Below are 19,800 nucleotides of genomic sequence, written 5' to 3'. Positions count from 1 at the left end.
TGTCCACAGGCCCCTGAGTTGTCCACAGGAGACTGGCGCGGCCCTGTGCCGAGGGGTGTGCGGCGGTAGGCTGGAGCGGGGCTCGCCCCCCCAGGGCGGGTGGGGGCTGACCTGGGGAGAGGGAAGGGCCCGGTCGGCAGGGGGGCAGTGGTGATGGGGCGGCGGTGGTCGTCCCGTCAGGCGGCGTTCGGGTCGGGCTGGAACAGGCCGAAGGTGTTGCCGTCCGGGTCCTTGGCGTAGGCCACCCAGCCCAGGGTCGGGACCGGCGACCTCGGCATCGCGATCCGTCCGCCGGCCGACTCGACCAGCCGGAGGCTCGCGTCCAGGTCGGCCACGCCCACCGTCACCGGCCAGGCCGTCATCGGGGCGTCGTCGGCGGGCGGCGGCCCAGGGCGCGGCAGCAGGCCCCCGTCGATCCCCGGCTCGCCCTCGCCGGTGCGCACGATCCAGTACGGCTGGTCGCCCCACTGCTCGAAGGACCAGCCGAAGACGGTCTCGTAGAACGAACGGACGCGGTCCACGTCGCTGGCGTGGATCTCGAAGTGCACGGGTCGGGGCACGGCGCGCCTCCCTCCGGTGCGGGGCTGTCCTCGAACGCTACGCCGGAAGGGTGAGCAAGGGCGAGCGCAGGCGCCCGTGTGGTCCGGGTCGTTCCCAGCGGGAAACGCTTCTTGAGCGGGAACACCGACTGGCTAGGCTGACGGCCATGCCCGAGTCCCACGCTCGTCGTCGTGCCGCGTTGCGGGTCCAGCTCCGGGAGCGGGAGCTGGACGCCGTGCTGGTCACCGACCTCCTCAACATCCGCTACCTCACCGGGTTCACCGGCTCCAACGCCGCGCTGCTCGTGCACGCCGCGGACGAGCCCGACGCGGAGCGGCGCACCGCCTTCTGCACGGACGGCCGCTACCTCACGCAGGCCGAGAACCAGGTGCCGGACCTGGAGCGGATCATCGACCGCCCCTGCGACCTGGCCCTCGCCGGGCGCGCCGGCCGCGACGCCGCGCACTTCGGGCGGGTGGGCTTCGAGAGCCACAAGGTGACCGTCGACGGCCTGGAGGCCCTGACCAAGACGGCCGAGGGCGTGGAGCTGGTGCGCGCTCCCGGGCTCGTCGAGCGCCTGCGGCTGGTCAAGGACGACGACGAGGTCGAGGCCCTGCGGATGGCGTGCGCCGCGGCGGACCGCGCGCTGGCCGACCTGATCGAGCACGACGGCCTGCGGCCGGGCCGCACCGAGAAGGAGGTCGCCAGGGAGCTGGAGACCCGGATGCTCGACCACGGCGCCGCGGGCCCGTCGTTCGAGACCATCGTGGCCGCCGGCCCGAACTCGGCGGTCCCGCACCACCGGCCGACCGAGGCCGTCCTGCGGTCCGGCGACTTCGTGAAGCTCGACTTCGGCGCGCTCGTCGACGGCTACCACTCGGACATGACCAGGACGTTCGTCCTGGGCAGCCCGGCGGACTGGCAGCGGGAGCTGTACGCGCTGGTGGCCGAGTCGCAGGCCGCCGGAAGGGAGGCGCTGCGCGTGGGCACCGCGTTCCGCGACGTCGACGCCGCCTCCAGGGAAGTCATCGAGCGGGCCGGCCACGGCGAGCGGTTCCTGCACGGCCTCGGCCACGGCGTCGGCCTGGAGATCCATGAGGCTCCGACCCTGTCCAAGGCCGGTGAAGGTACACTTTTGGCCGGTATGGCGGTCACCGTCGAGCCCGGCGTGTACCTGGCCGGGCGCGGTGGGGTCCGCATCGAGGACACGCTCGTGGTGCGCGAGAGCGGCCCCGAGCTCCTCACCCTGACCACGAAGGACCTCGTGGTTATCTGAACTCGCGGTTGACCGTCGACCCGGGCGTGGCCTGGCCGCCGCCGAGCGCGCGCTCGGGCGCGGCGCCGGCGCGGGGGTTCGGGCACGTGCCCGACGGGCTCCCGCGACGGTCGAGTCCACGCGCGGGCCCGACGGTCGGGCCGCGCCAGCGCAGCACACAGGAGAAACCACCACCGTGGCCACCACCAACGACCTGAAGAACGGCATGGTGCTCAACCTCGACGGCCAGCTCTGGTCCGTCGTCGAGTTCCAGCACGTCAAGCCGGGCAAGGGCGGCGCGTTCGTCCGCACCAAGCTGAAGCACGTGCTGTCGGGCAAGGTGGTGGACAAGACCTTCAACGCGGGCACGAAGGTCGAGACCGCCACCGTGGACCGGCGCGAGATGACCTTCCTGTACAAGGACGGCACCGACTTCGTGTTCATGGACAGCGACACCTACGACCAGATCCACGTGTCCGGGGCGACGGTCGGCGACGCCGCGAACTACATGTTGGAGAACACCACGGCCATGGTGGCCACCCACGAGGGTGCCCCGCTGTACGTCGAGCTGCCGGCCTCGGTCGAGCTGGTCATCCAGCACACCGACCCCGGCCTACAGGGCGACCGGGCGACCGGCGGCACCAAGCCGGCCACCCTGGAGACCGGCGCCGAGATCCAGGTGCCGCTGTTCGTGAACACCGGCGACAAGGTCAAGGTGGACACCCGCGACGGGCGTTACCTCGGCCGCGTGAACAACTGACGTGGGAGCTCGAAGCAAGGCGCGCAAGCGCGCGGTGGACGTCCTCTACGAGGCCGACCTGCGTGGGGTCGACCCGGTCTCGCTGCTGTCCGAGCGGATCGGCTCGCCCGACGTGCCACCGATCAACGACTACACGGTCACCCTGGTCGAGGGTGTGACCGCGCACCGGGCCAGGATCGACGAGCTGATCTCCGAGCACGCCGAGGGCTGGACGCTGCCCAGGATGCCGGCGGTGGACAGGGCCGTGCTGCGGCTCGGCCTGTTCGAGCTGCTCTGGTCGGCCGACGTGCCGGACGCGGTGGCCATCGACGAGGCCGTGGAGCTGGCGAAGCAGCTCTCCACCGACGACTCGCCGCGGTTCGTCAACGGCGTGCTGGGGCGGATCGCCGGGATCGCCGACCACCTCCGCGCCTCGCTGGACTCCGAGTAGCGACCGACCGCCAGCACGCCCCGCCCGCCGACCGGGCGGGGCGTGCTGGCGTGTGCGGCCGGATGGCGGGTTGGCGGGAGGTAGGGGAGCCCGTGCCCACCCGCCGGGGCCGGGGTCGCGAATTCACTCGGACGACCTAGCGGGCGTGTCGCTCGTTCGGCGCAGTGCCAGCGGTCTTGCCCGGCGCGATTCTTGTTGCGGTGGCAACTATGTGAGCGCAGTGCAGCCGGCTTCCCTGGTCGGCCCCTGCCCGCTCCCGGCCGCCCGCGCGGGCGCTCACCGGCCCCTGACGAGACTCCGACCGGGCTCTGGTCCGGCTCTGGTCGGCCCCTGACCCGGCCGCGGACAGGCGAACGGGCTCGGGCCCGGCCCCCCACGAGGGGGAGGCCGCACCCGAGCCCGTTCGTCGTCGTCCGGCTGGCGGAGTCTCAGTCCTCCTTGGCCGGACGCGCCTCCGGCGGCAGCACGCCCCAGTCGATGAGCTGCTCGGTCAGCTCGCCCGGGGTCATGTCGTAGATGATCGCGAGCGAGCGCAGGTCCTCGGTCCTGATGGACAGCACCTTGCCGTTGTAGTCGCCGCGCTGGCTCTGGATGGTGGCGGCGTAGCGGGCCAGCGGGCCCACCTTCTCCGCGGGGAGCTGCTGGAGTCGCTCCAGGTTGATGACCACCTTGGTGGCCGGCTCGGCTCCGGACGGCACCCGCCCCTCGGGCAGCAGCTCCGCCACCGGCACCCCGTAGAAGTCGGCGAGCTCCGCCAGCTTCTGCACCGTGACGGCACGGTCGCCGCGCTCGTACGAGCCGACCACTACGGCCTTCCACCGGCCGCCGGACTTCTGCTCGACGCCGTGCAGCGAGAGGCCCTGCTGCTGCCGGATAGCGCGGAGCTTGGCGCCCAGCGCCTTGGCGTAGTCGCCCATGTGGCGGTTCTCCGTTTCGTTCGCCCCGTCAGCCGGTATTCGAGTGCCGCGGGGAAGCCCAGATCAATACGCAGAGTAATGGTTGCTCGCTGTCGTCACCAGGTCAAGCTGATCACGCTGCGGCAGCCGGGCGAGTAGCGGTACACCACCCGGAAGGTTGACCGAGCGTGGCTGATACCGTGAGGTAGTCGACCCGGCCGGGTCGACGTCCGACGTCCTTTAAGGACCCGTCCAGTGAGGCGGGGAAGGAGGTCCCTCCGTGGCGCCACGCCCTCGCGGCGGCGCGACGGAACCGGCCGCCGAGCACGAGTTGCTCTCGGCCGGTGACGTCGCACGCACCGTCGCCCGAATGGCCCACCAGGTCATCGAGAAGACCGCGCTCGACGCCGGGCGGCAGGAGCCCGCCGTCGTCCTGCTCGGCATCCCCACCCGCGGCACCCCGCTGGCCCGTCGCCTGGCCACGCGCATCGCCGAGTTCTCCGGCGTCCAGGTGCCCACCGGCGCGGTCGACATCACCCTCTACCGCGACGACCTGCGGCGCCGTCCCGCGCGTCCGCTGGAGTCCACCTGCCTGCCGGACGGCGGCATCGACGACCGGCTGGTCGTCCTCGTCGACGACGTGCTGTTCTCCGGCCGCACGATCCGCGCCGCCCTCGACGCCCTGCGCGACCTCGGCCGCCCGCGCGCGGTCCAGCTCGCGGTGCTCGTCGACCGCGGCCACCGGGAGCTGCCGATCCGCGCCGACTACGTGGGCAAGAACATCCCGACCTCCCGGTCCGAGGAGGTCTCGGTGCGGCTGTCGGAGATCGACGGCGAGGACCGCGTCGTCCTGCGTCGCCCCGGGAGGGACGAGGCGTGAGGCACCTGCTGAGCACCCTGGACCTCGACGCCGACACCGCCACCGAGCTGCTGGACACCGCGGCGAAGCTGAAGGCCACGCTGCTGGGCCGCGAGGTGCGCAAACTGCCCACCCTGCGCGGTCGGACCGTGGTCACGATGTTCTACGAGAACTCGACCCGCACCCGCGTCTCGTTCGAGGTCGCCGGCAAGTGGATGAGCGCCGACGTGATCAACGTCTCCGCCGGCGGCTCCTCGGTGGGCAAGGGCGAGTCGCTGCGGGACACCGCGCTCACGCTGGCCGCGGCCGGCGCGGACTGCGTCATCGTCCGGCACCCCGCCTCCGGCGCGGCGCAGCGGCTGGCGCACTGGCTGTCGGACAACGGCACGGCCGTGGTCAACGCCGGCGACGGCACGCACGAGCACCCCACCCAGGCCCTGCTGGACGCGGCCACGCTGCGGGAGCGCCTCGGCGACCTGTCCGGTCGCCGGGTCGGCATCGTCGGCGACGTGCTGCACAGCCGGGTGGCCCGCTCGAACGTGCACCTGCTGCGCACGCTGGGCGCGGAGGTGGTGCTCGTCGCCCCGCCGACGCTGCTGCCGGCCGGTGTGGACGAGTGGAAGGTGCCGGTCAGCTACGAGCTGGACCCGGAGCTGCCCACCCTGGACGCGGTGATGATGCTGCGGGTGCAGGCCGAGCGCATGCACGGCGGCTTCTTCCCGTCGGCCCGCGAGTACTCGATCGCCTACGGGCTCAACGAGGCCCGACTCCGCATGCTGCCCGAGCACGCCGTGGTGCTGCACCCCGGCCCGATGCTGCGCGGCATGGAGATCGCCTCGGCGGTCGCGGACTCGCCGCGCGCCGCCATCACGCAGCAGGTGAGCAACGGCGTCCACGTGCGGATGGCGGTGCTCTACCACCTGCTCGCGGCGGGTGAGGGCCATGAGTGACCGCCGCTTCGCCCCGCTCGCGACCGTCGGCCGCGGCCCCGCCGCGACCCCGCGTTCCCGAGGCGGCGCCGAGGACGGCGCCAGGGACGGCGCCAGGGGCGGGGACAGGGCCAGGGACACCGAGGAGACCAGGAACAAGGAGACCGTGTGACGTCCCCATTGCTCATCAAGGGAGTTCGGCCGTACGGCGAGGGGGCGCCGGTCGACCTGGTGGTGCGGGACGGCGTGATCGTCGCGATCGGCGCCGAGGCGTCGGCCGCCGACCTCGCCGGCGCCGAGGTGCTCGACGCCGGCGGGCTGGTCGCGCTGCCCGGCTTCGTCGACCTGCACACCCACCTGCGGGAACCGGGCCGCGAGGACACCGAGACCATCGCCACCGGCTCCGCCGCCGCCGCGCTCGGCGGCTACACCGCGGTCTTCGCCATGGCCAACACCGACCCGGTGGCCGACAACGCCGTGGTCGTCGAGCACGTGTGGCGCAGGGGCCGCGAGGTCGGCCTGGTCGACGTGCGCCCCGTCGGCGCGGTCACGGTGGGCCTGAAGGGCGAGAAGCTCGCGGAGCTGGGCACGATGGCGCGCTCCCTCGCGGGTGTGCGCGTGTTCAGCGACGACGGCCACTGCGTGTTCGACCCGCTGGTCATGCGCAGGGCGCTGGAGTACACCAAGGCGCTGGGCGGCGTGGTCGCCCAGCACGCCGAGGAGCCCCGGCTGACCGTGGGCGCGCAGGCGCACGAGGGCGAGGTCGCCGCCCGGCTCGGCCTGACCGGCTGGCCGGCGGTGGCCGAGGAGTCCATCGTGGCCCGCGACTGCCTGCTCGCCCAGCACGTCGGCGCGCGACTGCACGTCTGCCACGTGTCCACCGCCGGCACCGCCGACGTGCTCCGCTGGGCCAAGAACCGTCCGGCCGGGGTGGCGGGCCGGATGGCGGAGGCCGTCATCTCGGCCGAGGTCACGCCGCACCACCTGCTGCTCACCGACGAGCGGCTCAACGGCTACGACCCGGTCAACAAGGTCAACCCGCCGCTGCGCTCCGGGGGTGACGCCGAGGCGCTGCGCAGGGCGCTGGCCGAGGGCGTGATCGACTGCGTGGCCACCGACCACGCGCCGCACGCCGCGCAGGACAAGGACTGCGAGTGGTCCGCGGCCCGGCCGGGCATGCTCGGCCTCCAGACCGCGCTGTCCGTCGTGGTCCGCACGATGGTGGAGACCGGGCTGCTCGACTGGCGCGGCGTGGCCCGCGTCATGAGCGAGCGGCCCGCCGAGATCGCCGGGCTGCCCGACCATGGCCGGCCGATCGCCGCCGGCGAGCCCGCCAACCTGGTGCTGGTCGACCCGGACGCGCGCTGGACCGTGCGCGGCGCCGAGCTGGCCAGCCTCGCCACGAACACCCCTTACGAGGGCATGGAACTGCCCGCACGGGTGGTGGGCACCGTGTTCCACGGGCGACCGACCGCGTGGGACGGGAAGGTGCGGCACTGATGGAACGCCTCCTGTTGAGCCTGCTCGTGCTCGCCTTCTTCCTGCTGTGCGCGGCCGGCATGTGGTGGGGGTGGCGCAACCGGGCGCGACGCCAGGCGGCGGTGTTGCCCGCGTTCCCCGCCCCGCCCGACGACCTGCCCGGCCCCGAGCTGGTCCCGGCCGCGACCGGCGTCTACGTCGGGACGACCACGGCCGGCGACTGGCAGGACCGCGTCGCCGTCGGCGACGTGGGCCACCGGGCCGCGGCGACCCTGCGCCTGACCGGGGCCGGCCTGCTCGTCGAGCGGGACGGCGCCTCCCCCCTGTGGATCCCCTCGGGATCGCTGGTCGCCGCGCGCACCGACCGCGCCCTGGCCGGCAAGGTGATGGGCCCCGACGGGCTGCTGGTCGTGACCTGGCGGCTCGGCGACCACCTGCTGGACACCGGGTTCCGCGGCGACGACAAGGCTTCCTACTCCGAGTGGGTCGGCGCGGTGCGCGCGCTGGCCCCGGCCGACCGGGAGAACACCCGATGATCGACAACACCCCCGCCGTGCTCGTCCTGGAGGACGGGCGGACCTTCCGCGGCCTCGCCTACGGCGCGCAGGGCCGCACGCTCGGCGAGGTGGTCTTCTCCACCGGCATGACCGGGTACCAGGAGACCCTCACCGACCCCTCCTACCACCGGCAGATCGTGGTGCAGACCGCGCCGCAGATCGGCAACACCGGCTGGAACGACGAGGACGACGAGTCGAGCCGGATCTGGGTCGCCGGCTACGTCGTGCGCGACCCCGCGCGCGTGCCCTCCAACTGGCGGTCCCGCCGCGCGCTGGACGAGGAGCTGGCCGCGCAGGGCGTCGTGGGCATCGCCGGCGTGGACACCCGCACGCTGACCCGGCACATCCGGGAGCGCGGCGCGATGCGCGCCGGCATCTTCTCCGGCCCCGCCGTGGCCGACGTCGAGGCGATGCGCGCCGAGGTGCTGGCCAGCCCCGCGATGAAGGGCGCCGACCTGGCCGGCGACGTCACCACCGCCGAGCCCTACGTGGTGCCCGCGGTGGGGGAGCGCCAGTTCAGGGTGGCCGCCCTCGACCTGGGCATCAAGGCCAACACCCCGAGGATGATGGCCGCGCGCGGCATCGAGGTGCACGTGCTGCCGCTGTCCTCCACCCTGGACGACCTGCTGGCCGTCGAGCCGGACGGCGTGTTCCTGTCCAACGGGCCGGGCGACCCCGCCACCGCCGACCACGCCGTGGCGCTGACCAGGCAGGTCCTGGAGCGGCGGATCCCGCTGTTCGGCATCTGCTTCGGCAACCAGATCCTCGGCCGCGCCCTGGGGCGCGGCACCTACAAGATGCGCTACGGCCACCGCGGCATCAACATCCCGGTCGTCGACGTCGAGACCGGTCGCGTGGCGATCACCGCGCAGAACCACGGCTTCGCCATCGAGGGCGAGCCGGGTGAGCGGTTCGACACGCCCTTCGGCGCCGCGATGGTCAGCCACTACTGCCCGAACGACGGCACCGTGGAGGGCCTGCGGGCCCTGGACGTGCCCGCGTTCAGCGTGCAGTACCACCCGGAGGCGGCGGCCGGTCCGCACGACGCCGCCCCGCTGTTCGACGACTTCCGCAACCTCATGGCCGGCACGCCGGCCCACGGCTCGAAGGGGGCCGGCCGCTGATGCCCCGCCGCACAGACATCGACCACGTCCTGGTGATCGGCTCCGGGCCGATCGTGATCGGACAGGCCTGCGAGTTCGACTACTCGGGCACCCAGGCCTGCCGGGTCCTGCGGGAGGAGGGGCTGCGGGTCAGCCTGGTGAACTCCAACCCGGCCACGATCATGACCGACCCCGAGTTCGCCGACGCCACCTACATCGAGCCGATCACGCCCGAGTTCGTGGAGAAGGTGATCGCCAAGGAGCGCCCCGACGCGATCCTGGCCACCCTGGGCGGGCAGACCGCACTGAACACCGCGGTCGCGCTGCACGAGCGCGGCGTGCTGGAGAAGTACGGCGTCGAGCTGATCGGCGCCGACGTCGACGCGATCCAGCGCGGCGAGGACCGGCAGTTGTTCAAGGACATCGTCCGCTCCGTCGGCGGCGAGGTGCCGAGGTCCCGGGTGTGCCGGTCGATGGACGAGGTCCGCGAGACCGTGGCCGAGCTGGGCCTGCCCGTGGTGATCCGGCCCAGCTTCACCATGGGCGGCCTGGGCTCCGGCATGGCGCACACGCCGGAGGAGCTGGAGCGCATCGCCTCGATCGGCCTGGCCGAGAGCCCGGTGACCGAGGTGCTGATCGAGGAGAGCGTGCTCGGCTGGAAGGAGTACGAGCTTGAGCTGATGCGGGACCGCCGCGACAACGTGGTGGTGGTCTGCTCGATCGAGAACGTCGACCCGATGGGCGTGCACACCGGCGACTCGGTGACCGTGGCCCCGGCGATGACCCTGACCGACCGCGAGTACCAGCGGATGCGGGACGTCGGCATCGCCGTGCTGCGCGCGGTGGGCGTGGACACCGGCGGCTGCAACATCCAGTTCGCGATCAACCCCCGTGACGGGCGGATGGTCGTGATCGAGATGAACCCGAGGGTGTCGCGGTCCTCGGCGCTGGCGTCGAAGGCCACCGGCTTCCCGATCGCCAAGATCGCCGCCCGGCTGGCGATCGGCTACACCCTCGACGAGATCCGCAACGACATCACCGGCGAGACCCCGGCCAGCTTCGAGCCGTCGCTGGACTACGTCGTGGTCAAGGTGCCGCGGTTCGCGTTCGAGAAGTTCCCCGGCGCCGACCCCACGCTGACCACGACGATGAAGAGCGTCGGCGAGGCGATGGCGCTGGGCAGGAGCTTCCCCGAGGCGCTGGGCAAGGCGCTGCGCTCGATGGAGACCTCGCGCGCGGGCTTCTGGACGAAGCCGGACCCGGAGGACGCCACCCTGGAGTCCACCCTCGCCGAGCTGGCCGAGGGCCACGACGGGCGGCTCTACACGGTGGAGCGGGCGCTGCGGCTGGGCGCCAGCGTGGAGGAGGTGTCGCGGGCCTCGGGCATCGACCCGTGGTTCGTGGACCAGATCGCCGGGCTGGTGGAGCTGCGGGCGGAGATCCTGGCCGCCCCGGTGCTGGACGAGCCGCTGCTGCGCAGGGCGAAGCGGGCGGGGCTGAGCGACCGCCAGCTCGCGGCGCTGCGCCCGGAGCTGGCCGGTGAGGACGGTGTCAGGGCGCTGCGGCACAAGGTCGGCCTGCGCCCGGTGTACAAGACCGTGGACACCTGCGCGGCGGAGTTCGCCGCCCGCACCCCCTACCACTACTCCGCCTACGAGCTGGACCCGGACGCCGAGAGCGAGGTGACCGAGCAGCGGGAGAAGCCGAAGGTGATCATCCTCGGCTCGGGTCCGAACCGCATCGGCCAGGGCATCGAGTTCGACTACTCCTGCGTGCACGCCGCGATGGCGTTGCGGGCCGCCGGCTACGAGACCGTGATGGTCAACTGCAACCCGGAGACGGTGTCCACCGACTACGACACCTCCGACCGCCTCTACTTCGAGCCCCTCACCTTCGAGGACGTGCTGGAGGTGGTGCACGCAGAGCAGGCCTCCGGCGAGGTCGTCGGGGTGATCGTGCAGCTCGGCGGGCAGACCCCGCTGGGCCTGGCGCAGCGGCTGGCCGACGCCGGCGTCCCCGTGGTGGGCACGCCGCCGGAGGCGATCAACCTGGCCGAGGACAGGGGCGAGTTCGGGGCGGTGCTGGGCGAGGCGGGGCTGCCGGCGCCCAGGTACGGCACCGCGACCTCGTTCGAGGAGGCCAGGCGGATCGCCGACGAGATCGGCTACCCGGTGCTGGTGCGCCCGTCCTACGTGCTGGGCGGCCGGGGTATGGAGATCGTCTACGACGAGCAGACCCTGGCGTCCTACATCGCCCGTGCCACCGAGGTCACCCCCGAGCACCCGGTGCTGGTCGACCGGTTCCTCGACGACGCGATCGAGATCGACGTCGACGCGCTGTGCGACGGCCATGAGGTGTTCCTGGGCGGCGTGATGGAGCACATCGAGGAGGCCGGCATCCACTCCGGCGACTCCGCGTGCGCGCTGCCGCCGATCACCCTGGGCCAGGAGGTCCTGGAGATCGTGCGGTCCTCCACCGAGGCCATCGCCAGGGGGATCGGCGTCCGCGGCCTGCTGAACGTCCAGTACGCGTTCAAGGACGACGTGCTGTACGTGCTGGAGGCCAACCCCCGGGCCTCCCGGACCGTGCCGTTCGTCTCCAAGGCGACGGCCGTGCCGCTGGCCAAGGCGGCGGCGCGGGTCATGCTGGGCGCCACCATCAAGGAGCTCCGCGAGGAGGGCATGCTGCCGCCCAGGGGCGACGGCGGCGTGCTGCCCGGCGAGGCGCCGGTGGCGGTGAAGGAGGCGGTGCTGCCGTTCCACCGGTTCCGCACCCGCGAGGGCCAGGGCGTGGACTCCCTGCTCGGCCCGGAGATGAAGTCCACGGGCGAGGTCATGGGCATCGACGTGGCCTTCGGCCAGGCCTTCGCCAAGTCCCAGACCGCCTCCTACGGCAGCCTGCCCACCAGCGGCCGGGTGTTCGTGTCGCTGGCCAACCGGGACAAGCGCGCGATGGTGTTCCCGGTGAAGCGGCTGGCGGACCTGGGCTTCGAGGTGCTGGCCACCACCGGCACCGCCGAGGTGCTGCGCCGCAACGGCATCCCGTGCACGGTGGTGCGCAAGCACTCCGAGGGCAACGGCACCATCGTGGAGCGGATCCACGCCGGCGAGGTCCACATGGTGATCAACACGCCCTACGGCAACAGCGGCCCGAGGGTGGACGGCTACGAGATCCGCACCGCCGCCGTCGCCAGGGACATCCCGTGCATCACGACGGTGCAGGGCGCGGCCGCGGCCGTGCAGGGCATCGAGGCGATGATCAGGGACGACATCGACGTGCGCCCGCTCCAGGCGCTCCAGCGGGCGCTGCGGGAGGCCGCGTGGTGACCCCGTTCGGGGCCCGGCTCGCCGCCGCCGTCGCCGCGCGCGGGCCGCTGTGCGCGGGGATCGACCCGCACCCCGGCCTGCTGCGGTCGTGGGGGCTGTCCGAGGACGTCGCCGGGCTGGAGCGGTTCGCCATGACCGCGGTCGAGGCGATGGCCGGGGACGTGGCGGTGCTCAAGCCCCAGTCGGCGTTCTTCGAGGCGCACGGCTCGGCCGGTGTGGCCGTGCTGGAGCGGGTGATCGCCGAGTCCAGGGCGGCCGGGGCGCTGGTGCTGCTCGACGCCAAGCGCGGCGACATCGGCTCGACCATGGACGCCTACGCGGCCGCGTACCTCACCGAGGGGTCGCCGTTGGCGGCCGACGCGGTCACGGTCTCGCCCTACCTGGGCTTCGGGGCGCTCGACCCGGCGTTGGACGCGGCGGCGGCCCACGGGCGCGGCGTGTTCGTGCTCGCGATGACCTCCAATCCCGAGGGCGGCGACGTCCAGCGGGCCGTCGGGTCGGATGGGCGCACGGTCGCGCAGGCGGTCGTGGACGCGGCCGGTGGGCGCAACGCGGCGGAGCTGACCGAGGTCGGGGGCGAGCTGGGCTCGGTGGGGGTGGTGGTCGGCGCGACCGTCGACCCCGCCGTCGCGCCGGACCTGTCCGGGCTGCGGGGGCCGGTGCTGGCGCCCGGCCTGGGCGCGCAGGGCGGCACGGTGGAGGACCTGCGGCGGGTGTTCGGCCCGGTGTTGTCGTGGGTGCTGCCCACCACCTCGCGGGACGTGCTGCGGCACGGCCCTGATGTGGGCCGGCTGCGCGAGGCGGCCCGCCGACTGTCGGGGGAGTTGGCCGCGACGCTGGGATAGGGCTGGGACGGGGCCGCCGGCCGCCGGGACGTGGGGAGAGGGTGCCCCGCTCCGGCGGCCGGCGGCGTCTTTCGTCGATCACTGAGAGTGCCGGTTCCGTCGGGGCGGCGGGTTTCGCCCCCGGGGGGCGGGAACGGGCGCGGAACGCGCGTGGAAGAAAGTCACACGCGATTTTTTCGCCGGGCGACGCGCCCTGTGCGCCAACTGCCCCGAGGGTGCGCCGGTGAGGGCGCGGCGGCGACCCGTGAGGGCGCGGAAACGTGTTGTTGATCATGTTTCGGCACCCCGCCGGGCCTGCGGTGAATCGATTCACCTACCCGGTGCCAACCCTCGCGCGCGCCTCCCGGTCGCGCGCGAAAACCGTTGTGTGGCGCGGCTTTTAGCACATCGCCGCTGGTGACGAGACTGACCCTCGCCTGACCGGCCGTCAGTGGGGGTTGGTAGTAATTGCGGTCGGCCCACGAGGGCCGAGCGCCGCCCACCGTTGCGACCACGGGGCCGGGCACGGGTGCGGTGAACGTCACCACAAGCGTCAGGTGGACACCCCCGCCCCGCGTTGTGCCCGGTCAGACGCGGTCGGTACGGTCGCGGCACCGATCTAGAAGAACCCACACCACGGAGGAGATCGTGGCCCTTCCCCAGCTGACCGAGGAGCAGCGGGCCGCAGCGTTGGAGAAGGCGGCTGCCGCCCGTCGCGCCCGCGCCGAGCTCAAGGAGCGCCTCAAGCGCGGCGGCACCAACCTGAAGGAGGTGCTGGCTGCCGCGGACAGCGACGAGGTCCTGGGCAAGATGAAGGTCTCCGCGCTGCTGGAGGCTCTGCCCGGCGTCGGCAAGGTCCGCGCCGCGCAGATCATGGAGCGTCTGGAGATCGCCCCGAGCCGCCGCCTGCGCGGCCTGGGCGACCGCCAGCGCAAGGCCCTGCTCGCCGAGTTCGGCGGCGAGTGAGCACCACGCCCAGCGGTGAGCCGGGGTCGGCCGTCGGTCGACCCCGGCTCACCGTGGTTTCCGGACCCTCCGGCGTCGGCAAGTCGAGCGTGCTCGCCGAGCTGCGCCGGATGAACCCCGACATCTTCTTCAGCGTCTCGGTGACCACCCGCGCGCCCCGGCCCGGTGAGGTCGACGGCCTGCACTACCACTTCACCGACCACGCGGAGTTCCGGCGCATGGCCGCCGCCGGCGAGCTGCTGGAGCACGCGGAGTACGCGGGCAACCACTACGGCACCCCCAGGGGGCCGGTGGAGCGCGCGCTGTCCGAGGGGCACCCGGCGCTGCTGGAGATCGAGGTGCAGGGCGCCCGCCAGGTGCGCGCGTCCATGCCCGACGCCCAGCTCGTGATGCTGCTGCCGCCCTCGTGGGAGGTCCTGGTGGAGCGGCTGACCGGCCGCGGCACCGAGGACCCCGAAGTGGTGCGGCGACGCCTGGCCGCGGCCAGGGAGGAGCTGGACGCCGTCGGGGAGTTCGACGCGACCGTCGTCAACACCGACGTGCGGGCCGCCGCCGCCGAGTTGCTAACCTTGGTAGTTGGCCCGGGGCTCAGCCCCAACTCGCGTTCGTGACGCCGTAGGCCGGGTTGCCGGCGGCGGCACGCTGCTGGTGAGCCCGGCCGCACCCACCTGACCCCTGACCGCAGGAGCATGCGAGTGACCACCCCCACCGAGCTGAGCGCCCTGGCCGCGCCGGCGCTGACCGCGCCGGAGGGCATCACCAACCCGCCGATCGACGACCTCCTGGAGAAGGTCAGCTCGAAGTACGCGCTGGTCATCTACGCCGCCAAGCGGGCCCGCCAGATCAACGACTACTACGCGCAGCTCGGCGAGGGCCTGCTCGAGTACGTCGGCCCGCTGGTGGAGCCGGGGCCGAGGGAGAAGCCGCTGTCGATCGCGCTGCGCGAGATCCACTCCGGCCTGCTCGAACACACCGAGGGCGAGTGACACACCAGGTCGAGGGCCGTCGTCCACGCGTCGTCCTGGGCGTGGGCGGCGGCATCGCCGCCTACAAGGCGTGCGAGGTCCTTCGCCGGCTGACCGAGTCCGGCCACGACGTGCGCGTGGTCCCCACCGAGGCCGCGCTGCGGTTCGTGGGCGCCCCGACGTTCGAGGCGCTGTCCGGCCAGCCGGTCCACACCGGCGTGTTCGCGGACGTCCCCGAGGTGCCGCACGTGCGCCTCGGGCAGACCGCCGACCTGGTGCTCGTCGTGCCCACCACGGCCGACCTGCTGGCGCGGGCGGCGCACGGGCTCGCCGACGACCTGCTGACCAACACCCTGCTCACCGCCCGGTGCCCGGTGCTGCTCGTGCCGGCGATGCACACCGAGATGTGGGAGCACCCCGCCACCAGGGACAACGTCGCGCTGCTGCGTGGCAGGGGCGTGGTGGTGGCCGAGCCGGCCAGCGGCCGGCTCACCGGCGCGGACACCGGCAAGGGGCGGCTGCCCGAGCCGGCGGAGATCGTCGAGCTGGCCCGGCTGCTGCTGGCCAGGCCGGACGCGCTCCCCAGGGACCTGGTGGGTCGCCGGGTCGTGGTGTCCGCCGGCGGGACCAGGGAGCCGCTCGACCCGGTCCGTTTCCTCGGCAACCGCTCCTCGGGCCGGCAGGGCTACGCCCTGGCCACGGTCGCGGCGCAGCGCGGGGCCGAGGTGACGTTGGTGGCCGCCAACACCTCGGGGCTCACCGCGCCGGCCGGCGTGGACGTGGTGTCCGTGGGCACCGCGCTGGAGCTGCGGGACGCGGTGCACGCGGCGGCCAAGGACGCCGACATCGTGGTGATGGCCGCGGCGGTGGCCGACTTCCGGCCGACCGCGACGGTCGACCACAAGATCAAGAAGACCGACGCGGACCCCGACCCCGTCGCGTTGACCCGCAACCCCGACGTGCTCGTCGAGCTGGTCAGGGACCGGAGGCCGGGACAGGTGGTCGTCGGCTTCGCCGCCGAGACCGGGGACGCCGGCGGGGACGTGCTCACCCACGGCAGGGCCAAGCTGGCCCGCAAGGGCTGTGACCTCCTGGTGCTCAACGCCGTCGGGGACGGCAGGGCCTTCGAGGTCGAGGACAACGCCGGCTGGTTGCTGGCCGCCGACGGCTCCGAACGGACGATCCCGCACGGCTCGAAGGCGCAGTTCGCCTCGCACGTGTGGGACGAAGTCGTCCACATACTGTCCAAAGAAGCCGGCGGCGGCGCACCGCCAGTAGTCTGAGCCTAGTTTCCGAAGCCCGCAGGTGTGGGGAGAACCGTGACCAAGCAGAGCCGCAGGCTGTTCACCAGTGAGTCCGTGACCGAGGGTCACCCGGACAAGATCTGTGATGCGATCAGTGACTCGGTGCTGGACGAGCTCCTGCGCAAGGACCCGCGCTCGCGGGTCGCGGTGGAGACCCTGGTGACCACGGGCCAGGTGCACGTGGTGGGTGAGGTCACCACCGAGGCGTACGCCGACATCCCCTCCATCGTCCGCGAGGTCATCCTCGGCATCGGCTACGACTCCTCGGCCAAGGGCTTCGACGGCAACTCCTGCGGCGTCAACGTCGCGATCGGCGCGCAGTCGCCGGACATCGCCCAGGGCGTGGACACCGCCTACGAGAGCCGGGTGGGCGAGTCCGAGGACGAGATCGCCAAGCAGGGCGCCGGCGACCAGGGCCTCATGTTCGGCTACGCGTGCACCGACACCCCCGAGCTGATGCCGCTGCCGATCGCGCTGGCGCACCGCCTGTCGCGCCGGCTGACCAAGGTCCGCAAGGACGGCGTGCTGCCGTACCTGCGGCCGGACGGCAAGACCCAGGTGACGATCGAGTACGCCGGGGACCAGCCGGTGCGGCTGGACACGGTCGTGGTCTCCACGCAGCACGCCGCCGACATCGACCTGGAGAAGATGCTCGGCGTGGACATCCGGGAGCACGTGGTGGCCCCGGAGATCGCCGACCTCGGGCTGGACACCGAGGGGCTGCGGCTGCTGGTCAACCCGACCGGCCGGTTCGTCATCGGCGGTCCCATGGGCGACGCGGGCCTGACCGGCCGCAAGATCATCGTGGACACCTACGGCGGCATGGCGCGGCACGGCGGTGGCGCGTTCTCCGGCAAGGACCCGTCGAAGGTGGACCGCTCCGCCGCCTACGCGATGCGGTGGGTGGCCAAGAACGCCGTGGCCGCCGGCCTGGCGTCCCGGCTGGAGGTGCAGGTCGCCTACGCGATCGGCAAGGCCGCGCCGGTCGGCCTGTTCGTGGAGACCTTCGGCACCGAGACCGTGGACCCGGTGAAGATCCAGGCCGCGATCTCGGAGGTCTTCGACCTGCGCCCCGCCGCGATCATCCGGGACCTCGACCTGCTGCGGCCGATCTACGCGCAGACCGCGGCCTACGGCCACTTCGGCCGGCCGGACCTGGACCTGCCGTGGGAGCGCACCGACCGGGTGGACGCCCTCAAGGCCGCCGCCGGCCTCTGACGGCGCTGACGGTGTCCCGGATCCCTCCGGCGCCCGACCTCCCCTCCGCCGCCGCGGACCAGCTCCACGCCTCCCTGGCCGAGCTGCTCCGCGGCGGCGGAGGTCCGGTTCTGGACGTGGGCGCGGGCAGCGGGCGGATCGCCGCCGAGCTGGCCCGGCGCGGGGTGCCGTTGCTCCTGCTCGACAGGGCCGACGCCAGGGAGCCCGGCGCCGCCCCGGATGTCCCGTTCCTCCTGGCCGACGCCTGTCACCTGCCGGTGCGGACCGGCCTCTGTTCCGGTGTCCACCTCGCGCGGGTGCTCGCGCACATCGCCGACTGGCGGGCGGCCCTGGCCGAGTGCGCGCGGGTGCTGCGGCCGGGCGGGGTGTTGGCGTTGTCGTTGGGCTGGCGGCTCTACGACGGGCCGCTGCGGGACCTGGTCTCCGCCGTCTACGACGCCGGTGAGGCGCGTGGTCTGCGGCTGGAGCCGGTCCGCGCCGACCTGGACGGCCCCGCCGAGATCGACAGCGCGCTCGCCGGGTTGGGCTTCGGCGCGCCGGAACTCGTCGAGCGGAGCGGCGTGGTCATGGTGACGCCCCGGCAGGCGGTGGCCGACGCCGTGTCCACCGTCCACCGCTGGCTGCCGGGGCAGGACCTGGCTGGGTTGCCGCGCGTCGGCGACGAGGTTCTCGCGGCCAGTGGGCTGGATGCGGACGTTCCGCTGCCCCAGACCCGCACGGTCTCCTACCGGGTCTACCGGCGGGAGCGGTGAGGCATTCCGTCGACCGGCCTTCCTGAGCGCGGTCAGGTGGTCATGGGTGGAGGACGGGGGCCGGGCGCGGTGGGCGACCGGCCCCCGTCGTCGTGGTCAGGCGACCCAGGGCGGCACGATCCGTTCGGCGTCGCGGGGCGCGAGGGCGCACGCGTCCGCGCTGGTGACCCCCTCCGGGTTGGAGGCCCGGCTGCCGGCGGGCGCGGCGACGATCGCCGCGAGTCCGGCGTCCGGGTCGGCCGTCACCTGGCGGGGCAGGTCGACGGGCATCACGAGGGTGTCGCCCGGCCCGAGCGCGACGGTCTGGTCGCCGAGGGCGACGGACGCCGCGCCGGTCAGGACCGTCCACACCTGTTCGGTGTCGAAGGCGTGCCTGGGGCCCACCTGGCCCGGGTCCATGTCCACGCGCCAGAGCGCGAGTCCGGCGGCGCCCTGGGTGGGGGAGGCGAGGGTGGTCATGACGGCGTTCGGCGTGGCGGTGCGACGGCGCTCGGCGGCGCGGATGACGGTCATGGCGGGATCTCCTAGAATCGACAACGTGGTTGTCGAAATAGTTAACTTGGTTGTCGATCGTGTCAAGTGACGCCCCCGGCTTCGAGCTGCCCCTGCGCCTGTTCCTCGGCTTCCGGGTCCTCATCGACGACCTGCACGCCGAACTCGCCCGGCAGGGCCACCCCGACGTGCGGCCGATGCACGGCTTCGTGTTCCAGGCCATCGGGGCGGAGGGCACGACCGCCGCCGAACTCGGCCGACGGCTGGGGATCTCCAAACAGGCCGCCGGCAAGACCGTCGACGCGCTCGAACGCCTCGGCTACCTGCGCAGGGAGGCCGACCCGGGGGACGCGCGCCGCAAGGTCGTCCGGCTCACCGAGCGCGGGCTGGACTGCCTCGCGCGCTCGGCCCGGATCTTCGACGAGCTGCGCGCGCGCTGGGCCGAGGTCCTCGGCGCGGACCGGCTGCGGGCGCTGGAGGCCGACCTGCGGCGGGTGACGCCGGCCGAGGCGTTCCGGCTCGACATCCCCGGCTGGTTCGGCGGGCCGTGAACCGGCGGGGGCGACCGGTTCTCCCGACGCGACGAGGCCGGCGTCGGCGCTGCGCAGGACGCCGCCCGCTCATCACCGAGGCTCCGCACCCTGGCCAGGCCCACGCCGCGTTCCAGTCGGATGTTGCGGTCGCGTGAGAACGTCACAGGGCCTCGGGCAAGCCGCACCGGCTTCGGGAGGACGTCCCCCGACGGACGATGGCCGAGCGACGTGCCGAGGGGTTCTGGATTCCCGGCGACGCCGAGCGTCTTCCATCGCACCTTCCGGTGCGACGGAGCCCGCCAACCGTCGCCCCGGGAGGTGTGGTGGTGCATCACCCCAGGTCATGACGATCGCACCAGAAAGTGCGCTGGTGTCTCGCCGGGGTCAGTGCCATCGCGCCAGGAGGTGTGGTGGTGTCTCGCCGCTGGTTGGGGTCGTCGTGCCGGGGGTGTGGTGGTGTCCCGCCGGTGGTCGCGCCATCACCAGAAGGTGCGGTGGTGTCTCGCTGGGGGTCAGGGCTGTCGCCCCTGAGGGTGTGGTGGTGCATCACCCCAGGTCGTGACCGTCGCGCCAGAAGGTGCGATGGTGTCCCGTCGCTGGTTGGGGTCGTCG

Annotated in this window: 21 protein-coding genes; 18 read left to right on the top strand and 3 right to left on the bottom strand. The window is 73.2% G+C overall.

The window, feature by feature from the left end; all coding sequences use genetic code 11:
• Nucleotides 1–176 precede the first annotated feature (176 nt).
• Nucleotides 177–560 carry a VOC family protein gene (locus LX15_RS24250; protein WP_253671956.1) on the bottom strand — a complete coding sequence of 128 codons (384 nt, stop codon included), beginning with the start codon at nt 558–560 and terminating at the stop codon, nt 177–179.
• 146 nt (nt 561–706) lie between these two features.
• Between LX15_RS24250 and LX15_RS24245 the strand changes: the two genes are divergently transcribed.
• The 3 genes from LX15_RS24245 to nusB all read left to right on the top strand — a co-directional run bounded on the left by LX15_RS24245 (nt 707) and on the right by nusB (nt 2,985).
• Nucleotides 707–1,816: a M24 family metallopeptidase gene (locus tag LX15_RS24245; RefSeq protein WP_253671955.1), complete on the top strand. Its 1,110-nt coding sequence runs from the start codon at nt 707–709 to the stop codon at nt 1,814–1,816.
• Between the two features lie 175 nt (nt 1,817–1,991).
• Nucleotides 1,992–2,555 carry an elongation factor P gene (gene efp / locus LX15_RS24240; protein ID WP_253671954.1) on the top strand — a complete coding sequence of 188 codons (564 nt, stop codon included), beginning with the start codon at nt 1,992–1,994 and terminating at the stop codon, nt 2,553–2,555.
• 1 nt (nt 2,556) lies between these two features.
• Nucleotides 2,557–2,985, top strand: a complete 429-nt coding sequence (gene nusB / locus LX15_RS24235; RefSeq protein WP_253671953.1) for a transcription antitermination factor NusB — start codon at nt 2,557–2,559, stop codon at nt 2,983–2,985.
• Nucleotides 2,986–3,413: 428 nt separating this feature from the next.
• On the opposite strand, the gene bldD is transcribed toward nusB, so the two are convergent.
• Nucleotides 3,414–3,902: a transcriptional regulator BldD gene (gene bldD / locus LX15_RS24230; RefSeq protein ID WP_073480449.1), complete on the bottom strand. Its 489-nt coding sequence runs from the start codon at nt 3,900–3,902 to the stop codon at nt 3,414–3,416.
• A 259-nt stretch (nt 3,903–4,161) separates the two neighbouring features.
• Here bldD and pyrR point away from each other — a divergent pair, with 259 nt between their 5' ends.
• The 14 genes from pyrR to LX15_RS24160 all read left to right on the top strand — a co-directional run bounded on the left by pyrR (nt 4,162) and on the right by LX15_RS24160 (nt 18,163).
• Nucleotides 4,162–4,761 (top strand): bifunctional pyr operon transcriptional regulator/uracil phosphoribosyltransferase PyrR, encoded by a 600-nt coding sequence (gene pyrR / locus LX15_RS24225; RefSeq protein ID WP_253671952.1) that lies wholly within the window; start codon nt 4,162–4,164, stop codon nt 4,759–4,761.
• Nucleotides 4,758–5,690 (top strand): aspartate carbamoyltransferase catalytic subunit, encoded by a 933-nt coding sequence (locus tag LX15_RS24220; RefSeq protein WP_253671951.1) that lies wholly within the window; start codon nt 4,758–4,760, stop codon nt 5,688–5,690. Before pyrR ends, LX15_RS24220 begins: the two co-directional genes overlap by 4 nt.
• Entirely contained in the window at nt 5,683–5,841 is a 159-nt protein-coding gene (locus LX15_RS24215) for a hypothetical protein (protein ID WP_253671950.1), read from the top strand. Before LX15_RS24220 ends, LX15_RS24215 begins: the two co-directional genes overlap by 8 nt.
• Nucleotides 5,838–7,169 (top strand): dihydroorotase, encoded by a 1,332-nt coding sequence (locus LX15_RS24210; RefSeq protein WP_253671949.1) that lies wholly within the window; start codon nt 5,838–5,840, stop codon nt 7,167–7,169. The genes LX15_RS24215 and LX15_RS24210 overlap by 4 nt, the downstream gene beginning before the upstream one ends.
• A complete protein-coding gene (locus tag LX15_RS24205; protein ID WP_253671948.1) occupies nt 7,169–7,684 on the top strand; it encodes a PH-like domain-containing protein in 516 nt (171 codons plus the stop codon). The genes LX15_RS24210 and LX15_RS24205 overlap by 1 nt, the downstream gene beginning before the upstream one ends.
• The gene (carA, locus tag LX15_RS24200; protein ID WP_253671947.1) at nt 7,681–8,829 is read left to right on the top strand and encodes a glutamine-hydrolyzing carbamoyl-phosphate synthase small subunit; all 1,149 of its coding nucleotides are present in this window, start codon (nt 7,681–7,683) and stop codon (nt 8,827–8,829) included. The genes LX15_RS24205 and carA overlap by 4 nt, the downstream gene beginning before the upstream one ends.
• A complete protein-coding gene (carB, locus tag LX15_RS24195; protein WP_253671946.1) occupies nt 8,829–12,134 on the top strand; it encodes a carbamoyl-phosphate synthase large subunit in 3,306 nt (1,101 codons plus the stop codon). The genes carA and carB overlap by 1 nt, the downstream gene beginning before the upstream one ends.
• Nucleotides 12,131–12,979: an orotidine-5'-phosphate decarboxylase gene (gene pyrF, locus LX15_RS24190; protein ID WP_372502787.1), complete on the top strand. Its 849-nt coding sequence runs from the start codon at nt 12,131–12,133 to the stop codon at nt 12,977–12,979. The genes carB and pyrF overlap by 4 nt, the downstream gene beginning before the upstream one ends.
• A gap of 627 nt (nt 12,980–13,606) precedes the next feature.
• On the top strand, nt 13,607–13,924 hold the full coding sequence (mihF, locus tag LX15_RS24185) for an integration host factor, actinobacterial type (RefSeq protein ID WP_073480456.1): 318 nt from the start codon (nt 13,607–13,609) through the stop codon (nt 13,922–13,924).
• On the top strand, nt 13,921–14,535 hold the full coding sequence (gmk, locus tag LX15_RS24180) for a guanylate kinase (protein WP_253671944.1): 615 nt from the start codon (nt 13,921–13,923) through the stop codon (nt 14,533–14,535). Before mihF ends, gmk begins: the two co-directional genes overlap by 4 nt.
• A gap of 84 nt (nt 14,536–14,619) precedes the next feature.
• Nucleotides 14,620–14,910 carry a DNA-directed RNA polymerase subunit omega gene (gene rpoZ, locus LX15_RS24175; protein WP_253671943.1) on the top strand — a complete coding sequence of 97 codons (291 nt, stop codon included), beginning with the start codon at nt 14,620–14,622 and terminating at the stop codon, nt 14,908–14,910.
• Entirely contained in the window at nt 14,907–16,172 is a 1,266-nt protein-coding gene (gene coaBC / locus LX15_RS24170; RefSeq protein WP_253671942.1) for a bifunctional phosphopantothenoylcysteine decarboxylase/phosphopantothenate--cysteine ligase CoaBC, read from the top strand. The genes rpoZ and coaBC overlap by 4 nt, the downstream gene beginning before the upstream one ends.
• Before the next feature lie 36 nt (nt 16,173–16,208).
• Nucleotides 16,209–17,411 (top strand): methionine adenosyltransferase, encoded by a 1,203-nt coding sequence (gene metK / locus LX15_RS24165; protein WP_253671941.1) that lies wholly within the window; start codon nt 16,209–16,211, stop codon nt 17,409–17,411.
• Between the two features lie 11 nt (nt 17,412–17,422).
• A complete protein-coding gene (locus LX15_RS24160) occupies nt 17,423–18,163 on the top strand; it encodes a class I SAM-dependent methyltransferase (RefSeq protein ID WP_253671940.1) in 741 nt (246 codons plus the stop codon).
• Nucleotides 18,164–18,259: 96 nt separating this feature from the next.
• On the opposite strand, the gene LX15_RS24155 is transcribed toward LX15_RS24160, so the two are convergent.
• Entirely contained in the window at nt 18,260–18,676 is a 417-nt protein-coding gene (locus LX15_RS24155; protein WP_253671939.1) for a cupin domain-containing protein, read from the bottom strand.
• A gap of 59 nt (nt 18,677–18,735) precedes the next feature.
• On the opposite strand from LX15_RS24155, the gene LX15_RS24150 reads away from it, so the two are divergent.
• On the top strand, nt 18,736–19,206 hold the full coding sequence (locus LX15_RS24150) for a MarR family winged helix-turn-helix transcriptional regulator (RefSeq protein ID WP_253671938.1): 471 nt from the start codon (nt 18,736–18,738) through the stop codon (nt 19,204–19,206).
• The last annotated feature ends 594 nt before the right edge of the window (nt 19,207–19,800 follow it).

The organism is Streptoalloteichus tenebrarius (assembly GCF_024171885.1).
Lineage (GTDB): Bacteria > Actinomycetota > Actinomycetes > Mycobacteriales > Pseudonocardiaceae > Streptoalloteichus > Streptoalloteichus tenebrarius.
The sequence above is the reverse complement of the archived record's forward strand: the minus strand, read 5'-3'. Positions and strand labels throughout refer to the sequence as shown.